At 60.2% G+C, this 5939-nt stretch carries 3 protein-coding genes; 1 reads left to right on the top strand and 2 read right to left on the bottom strand.

Going from position 1 to position 5939, the window contains the following annotated elements; genetic code table 11:
- Positions 1-224 precede the first annotated feature (224 nt).
- Positions 225-1166: a phage exclusion protein Lit family protein gene (locus tag APY03_RS31665; RefSeq protein WP_232324488.1), complete on the bottom strand. Its 942-nt coding sequence runs from the start codon at positions 1164-1166 to the stop codon at positions 225-227.
- Between the two features lie 8 nt (positions 1167-1174).
- Positions 1175-5050: a hypothetical protein gene (locus APY03_RS31660; protein ID WP_068683430.1), complete on the bottom strand. Its 3876-nt coding sequence runs from the start codon at positions 5048-5050 to the stop codon at positions 1175-1177.
- A 487-nt stretch (positions 5051-5537) separates the two neighbouring features.
- Here APY03_RS31660 and APY03_RS44860 point away from each other — a divergent pair, with 487 nt between their 5' ends.
- Positions 5538-5768 carry a hypothetical protein gene (locus APY03_RS44860; protein WP_068683428.1) on the top strand — a complete coding sequence of 77 codons (231 nt, stop codon included), beginning with the start codon at positions 5538-5540 and terminating at the stop codon, positions 5766-5768.
- The last annotated feature ends 171 nt before the right edge of the window (positions 5769-5939 follow it).

Here is a 5939-nt window from a genome sequence, read left to right as displayed (position 1 = left end):
GCGCGAGCGTGCTGGCCGCCCCGGCTGTCGGCGAAGTCGACTTCCGCAAGCAACTGCGAGAACGCCTGACTGGCCTCAACCTTAACCTGCGTGCCGCATCCGCATCGCCGCAAGTAAAGTCTTCTAGTCGTGAGGGCAACCTCGGTAGTCTTCACCCGCGGCAAGCGTCGGTAGAACGCCTGCCGCGAAAGCCGAAGGCACGTGCTGGTCCTCACCGGGGCGCATCAGGCTTGTGGTTCCAATCCATCGAGGCGATCCAGTTTATCGGTCAGGGCGTCAGCGGCGGTGTCAAAAACGGATGGACTTTGTGCGTCCAGATCCTTATGCAGAATGTGCCGCAGCACCAAGGAAATCAGGTACTCGAAGTAGGCACGCGCAGCTTCGCCTTCGAAGTTCAGGCCGCGAAGCATATGCTCCAGCCGGTGATGCAGCGGCAGGTGCGTTGTCGGTTGCTTGGCTGTGCTTTCGCCCTTCACCAGGTATGAGCTCAGAAGCGCCGCGAGAATTGCCCATCCTCGTGACAGCTTCTCTGTGTCATTAAGCATGGGATTGACCAATGCCTCAAACGCCCCGTTGTCGGCATCCTTCTCAAGTTCAAGAATCACCTCTTCAGGAGGGTTTGCAGCCCGGATGTCGAGGTGCCTCTGTTCGGCGTGAATGAACTCGTGAACCAGCATGAAGCTGGTGGCTTCCTGAAAGACAAGATTCGCCTTTTCGCCGTACCAGCGTTCCTGACTGCTTCGATAATTCTCCGGCGACGGCAGATGCGCGGGCCATGGGGTATACGAGGCGCGTAAACCGAGCGCCCATTCAAACAACTCACGCGCGCGACTCAGAAGAGGCGTACGGTCATCAATCTGCGCCGGTGACTCTCCTCGCAACAGTGGCTTGTGCACACCCTCCTCGTACAAGATCATCCAGGCATAGATGAACGCCCAAAGAATCTCCAGATAGGTGACCTGCAGCCGGATTTCCGGAGCTGAATCCCGGCTTTCGCGCGAAATCTTCGGCGCAACCGGAATCCCTGGTCGCTCATCGAGCTCGATCTCAGGGCTGATGCGGCCCTGCTCTACGGCGGCTTGCAGCCGTGCCTGGAAGCTCTCGTTGGCTTTCTCAAATGCACTGAGGATGTTGTACCGAAGCGCGAGCACGGGAGAAGTGGACACGTTCATCTTTAGTTTGCTTGTACCGGCTGGGAGGCAGCGTCCCACCCTGCGAGCATCAGCCTGTATCCCAACACTTGCGCGTTCGCATCAGTGATCTCGTTGCGAAAGAGGGAGGCCTGGTCCCGCGCAATAGACGGGCCGGCGCTGTTCCTTTGGACCTGGCTAATCGCCTTCTGCGCACACTCGGCGAGAAACGTGCCCGCAGCCACTATCACTACATCGTCGTCGCCCTTCCTGAGCGTTAGAAAACTCTCCACACGACCTGCAAGCGGTGCCAGGAGTTCGTTGAGGTAGTCCGCTTCCTCGGAGTTCAGGTCCCGGTCAAGACCCGTCATCACCGCAGAAATACTGGTGCAGTCACCAAGGATTCTGTCGAATGCCGCAGTCGCAACGTCATCGAGCAGAGGATACGGAAGCAGCGCTCGCCATTCTTTCGTGAACTCGAATTGGGGAAAGACAGTCGAAACTCCGCCCATGGCAAACCGAGCGGCGACCTTCCCGCGTAACAAAGGAGCCGCTACGCGGTGGTCAGAGCCGTCCCAGGTGTGCTCGCTTACAAAGCGCTCGAAAGCTTGAAAAAACTCTACGATTTCGTTGCACGGCACAAGAATGGCAAACGATGCGGGAGGCCACAGGTGATCAAACGGGTCATTGCGGGCCACCACCACACATCCGGGCTGAGCTCCTAGAAACTGGACTTCGAGCTCTCGACGACGCGCCTCAATCAGGCCTTGACCACGGGAGAGGGCCAGAGCACTAGCGGCGCCAAGAGCTGAGTGCCTGCGTGACCGCTTCGATAGCGCGGCTCTACTTGAGTGCGACTCGGAGGGACACGTGTGCATATCCGCCAGAACGTAGGAAATCTCTTTGAGCAACTGTGCGGCGCCCTCGAAGTCGACATCGCTGGCCAGGTCCGTGTAACGCCAAAGCTCAGAAGAGGCTACCGCACGCATCTTGTTTGAGATCTCTATCGTGTTGATCGCCTTTAGCAGGGGTCGTTCGACCTTCCCTGACACGAGGTCTTTTGTGATTTCCTGGATTCCCTGCACCACGTCGGCGACGGTATCTGAAGTGTCGTAACTTCCTTGGTCCAGAACTCCGGAGACGGACGAGCGAACGCGACCAGGGAGGATCATTCCTGTAAGAAACTGTCGGATTGAAGCAAGCGCATGCAGCTTCGAGGGTGCTGGCTCCAAGCGACAGAAGCACTCTGCGGCACGGCGCAAATTCGAAAGCGTCTCGCTTAGCGCTGTCGCCAGGCTATGGGCGCGAGCCGTTTCCCCGTCCGTCTCCTGAACCTGCTGAACGCTGCGAAGCTGTGCCCGGTTCCAAGCGACCCGCGCCGGAACGACTGTGCGGCTGCGGTCTAATCGGACGTCAGCCACCGGATAGTCACCCACCTTCAGAACGCTGCCATCTCCGAGCACTGCGGAGACAGCGGCCGCTTGAGCGACCGGCTCGGCAGCAATGAGCATGTCGCAGATTGAAACCGCGCGTTCGTGCAGATTAGGCTGGACTGCGTCGTTCACCAAGCGGATGTTGGCCCGGATGACGGATACACCGTCGCCATCGTTCTCAAGCGTGGGCTTCGTCAGCCAAGCGGTGTCACTGTGCAATCTCTCGAGTAGGTGAGCCGAACCGCCCTGGGTTGTGAGAGCTTCGGCTGCAAGTTGCTCGCTCAACTCGCGCAGCACGCTGATGAAGCCAAGCACCTGTGAAGCCGATGCAGGCTCGCTGAAAGGGGTGCTCACCAGCCAGTGGGGGGTGGCCGGCGGTTGCGTTGTGCCATGTAGGGGCATGAGTGCAGCTGCGAGTTCGACCGCCTGCTGCAAACTCCAGGAGGGAGGTGGCGGTGAGATGGAGAGCTGCATTGACAACTGCAATCGCTTATCCGGTATGCCGATGCCCGAGAAGCGGCTCATCGCACCGCGAATCTTCTCCCAAAAGTCCATCCCTTCCAAGTTCGCATTCGCTATAGCAAGGCCGAATACCGTGTGCGCGAAGCGTTCATCGATCTTCTCGTCCTTGCAGATCTCCATCCACGCCTTGCCGACGAGATCGCAGGTGACCAATCCCAAGCCGTGAAACGCCGCAGTCCAAGCCTCAATCTTGGAGCCTGGGAGCAAGGAGGCCAAGTCTTGTACTACCGCGTCGTGAACTGTGGGTAGCTCGCGATAGAGACTGGCGATAAAGCTGGCGAGATCCTTGAATCTGATGCAAGTCAGGGCAAGGTGCAGGGAGGATAGCTCAGTCTGATGTGTTATCTCTCGAAGCAGGATGTCCAGGTGCCGTGACCTGATTTCATGGAGCCCGCCGATGCAGTCGTCGCCCACTAACGTGACGGCGTGCTCTTGAACCAAGCGGTTTAGAGCTCTGGCAAATGCGATGGGGGTCAGGCCAGTCTTTTCGCGTAGACGTTCCTTGTCGATAGCTGCGGAGAAGCGTGATGCGAATGAGACCGCCTGCAAGATCAAGAGCTCATCGTCACGAGCCTCCTTGACGCGCTGGCGCAACTGGTCGCGAAGCACCGCTTCGAGCCTTTGCCCTTGGGTCACCAGGTGGGTGAATTCGAGTAGCAGCCCCTTGCTCTCTTCGAATGGTTCGCGCCAGTGATGAAAGCGACGCGCCTCAGGCGATGGCAACTGAGTGAAAAGCCGTGTCGCGAGTTCTTCGTCCAGCTGTGGCCTGACGACCGTGGTGCTCCGAAGGTCAGTCAGGAGATCGAGGTCTTCTTCTCGAATCGTGCCAATCAGGATGACGCCTTCAGACTCCCCGGCCATGCGGACCACCTCGTCCCAGGTGTCGGCGAGGTTTCTGCCTACGTCGTCCAGGATGAATCCGACCCTGCGAGTCCGACTCGCCTCATTGGCCTTCGCAAGACGTAGCAAAAGAGCGGACTCACCCGGCGCGAGTCTCGCAACTCTGTACCAGATCACATCGTGCCGCGTAGAGTTCGCGTACAGCCATGCGCTGGCTGACTTTCCGCTACCTGATTGGCCGGCGATGAGGGTCGCTCTTCCGCTTTCGACAGCGGTCTCGACCTGCTCAGTGACGGCTGGACGCTCGAACACCAGGCCGGCCGCGACATGGCCAGCTACTACGTTCACGCCTGCGTAGAACGCTTCGTCATGAACCTTGATGGAGAAGTCGACGATTTCACAGATGCCGTCCTGGATGGCGCGCTGCAGTCCGCCTTCCTGAGTGGCGAGGAGAACGCGCTCCATCGCCCCTGCCACGTCGGCAGTCGTTATGTTTGCGGGGTTGGATGCCTTCGCAGAATAGTTCTCATCAGAGCAGCGGCCGGCGTCCACGCGAAGTTGTTGTGCCACGAGCCTGCAGGCGAAGGCGGGCGCGCCTTGCTTTTCGGTGAGGAGCTGAACGCAGCGCTCGATTGGAGTGCTCTCGAGCAGGAGAAATGAACGCTCAAGCAACTGCTCCACTGTGAAGCTTCTCGCTGAGGGAGGCAGCGCGTCCAGGGCCTGGCGGACTAGAGCAACATCCTCGTACGATGACAGAGGCACCTCCCATCCTTTGGCCTCCAGGCCGATGACAGGGCGCTCAAGGATCACAGCGATACGCACACTGCCCTGAACCCATTCTTCCTGCGACAGTAGGGCCGCAGTCTTCTCTAGGTACTCGGCGAGTTGCAAAGCGCGAAACATGCCTTTCGGATCGTGCATGGACTTCGCCTGGATCCGGGTCTCTACTCCGTCAACGAACAAGGTCAGGTCGTCCAGACCTTCAGGCACGAGTTTGGCGGTCGTGCCCCTATTCCATTGCTCCACAAGTAGGAAGGCTGCGGCAGCATCCTGATAGCGGAAGCCGCGGCCAGCACGTGCTCCGGCGCGCGTCTGCTCCCAACGTTGGTCTTCTGGAGTGCTCATCGACGCCCATTTTCGTACGTATGGCGCATTCCCGAGCGCCGCGCTCCGCAGTGGCCTTCGCGCTTTGGCAGTGTCAGAGTCGGGACGGCCTCTGTGCGGAGTGGCGGACGGTGATGGAGCCAAGCAGATGGTCAATGCCTTGAGTAAGGCAGAGTCGGCGATCAATCGCCAACCCTAACTCCGAGCCGTGGTGGTGCGTCGTTAGCGCGCCTGCGCCCAAGGTGGAGACCGACGTCTGCTTTAGACCAATCGCGATCGCTCGTGCCGCCCGTCGCCCAACGTCCGGTTTCGGCAACCGCAGACAGTGGAACGCGCCAGCCTGACCGTCCGCACCCAGTCTTGAGCGGGTATTCACGAAACCTTAGCTTCCCGATCCGGGAGGGCACCAGTCCCAGAAGCAAAAGAGCCAGCGCGACGTTTGTGACTCAAACGCGGCTGACATGAAGGCGTCAGGCAACGAGACTGGTAGACCCGCCTTCCCGCTCTCATGCCCCTCGCACTCCTCCACCGCATCGCCCACCATCCCCTCCCCCTCGTCCTAACCTCCGACCCCGACCTCCAAGCCATCCTCCCCCTCATCCACGCAGGCCAGGTAAAGGCTGCGATGCAGGTGACGCTCGATCCTTGGGGCGGCGGTCCGCAGGTGGGGATCGTGGTAACGGAGCTCACGGCGGTGGGGAGGGAGGCGTTGGCGCGGTCGGCCGGGCAAGGAGAGTGAGGGGGGCTTTGGGGAAGGCGCGCGGGTGCAAGCGCTGCGTGCCCTCACCCCTGCCCTCTCCCGGAAGGAGAGGGAGCAAGACCGGGGCCAGCGCGAGGAGCGCCATCCGCTGCCGCATACTCCCCAAAAGCTCCTCCCCGCCAATGCCCACCCCACCCCCCGCCCCCAAGA

Origin of the sequence: Variovorax sp. WDL1 (genome assembly GCF_001541225.1) — a bacterium.
Lineage (GTDB): Bacteria > Pseudomonadota > Gammaproteobacteria > Burkholderiales > Burkholderiaceae_C > Variovorax.
This window is presented reverse-complemented; position numbering and strand designations above follow the sequence as displayed.